Source organism: Spongiactinospora gelatinilytica (assembly GCF_003236385.1).
In the GTDB taxonomy this organism is placed as follows: Bacteria; Actinomycetota; Actinomycetes; order Streptosporangiales; family Streptosporangiaceae; genus Spongiactinospora; species Spongiactinospora gelatinilytica.
Map to the genome: position 1 here is coordinate 1 of NZ_POUA01000770.1, position 958 is coordinate 958.

Here is a 958-nt window from a genome sequence, read left to right on the forward strand (position 1 = left end):
CGCCCGGCCCGTGCACGCGCCGGGATTGGCGGGGGCCAGCCCGTTCCAGGCGGCGGCGTCGCGCTGCGCCCGGGGCGCGCTCGTCCACCGCAGCCACTGGTAGGCGCAGCTCGGGTGCTGCGGCTCGGCCGCCAGCATCCAGGCGTCCGCCCGGCCCGGGCCCGGGTCGGGCGAAGCCGCCCGTACCGGCCGTCCGGCCCTGCGCAGCAGGCTCACCACGTACGGCGAGGTCTGCGCGAACGAGATCGAACCGTCGGCGAAACCGGACACCACGTCGAGCGGGTCGGTCCAGTAGATCCGTCCCTTGTCCGCACGGTCGGCGAGCAGGGCGAGCGCCCGGTCCAGTTGCGCGGGCGTGAGCTGGAAGGGGTCGTCCACACCGAGATCGGGCTCGGTCCGGCGCAGCGCGAGCGCCGCCACGGCGATGCTCAGCGGATCGTCCTCGATGGCCGCCGCGCCGGACTTGAACAGCGCGTCCGCGCCGCGCGGGCGCTCCCCCTCCGCGTCGTAGACGAGCTGGGTGGCCTCCCATAGGTACGGCACGCCGTAGACCTTGCCGCCGCGGTTGTAGGCGGGCAGCGTGCGCAGCCGCTTGGGGATGTCGTGGTAGTCGGGCAGCAGGGCGGTGTTCACCGGGCCCACCTTGCCTTCGGCGATCAGCCGCCCGGCCGCCTCGGGACCGGCGGCGACCACGTCGTAGGACGCGGCGTCGTACGCCTTGTGCAGTTCCTCGGCGGTGCGCACATGGTCGAGCGTGGTCACCTTGCAGCCGGTCTCCCGCTCGAACGGCGCGACCCAGTTGACCTTGGGGTCGTTGCCGCCCCACTCGGTGTATCCGTGGTAGGAGGCAAGGTGGGCCCGGTGAACACCGCCCTGCTGCCCGACTACCACGACATCCCCAAGCGGCTGCGCACGCTGCCCGCCTACAACCGCGGCGGCAAGGTCTACGGCGTGCCGT

Annotated in this window: 1 protein-coding gene; it reads right to left on the reverse strand. The window is 73.5% G+C overall.

What is annotated here, in order from left to right:
- On the reverse strand, positions 1 to 891 hold an 891-nt coding region (locus C1I98_RS39295), incomplete at its 3' end, for an extracellular solute-binding protein (RefSeq protein WP_146607948.1).
- Positions 892 to 958 lie beyond the last annotated feature (67 nt).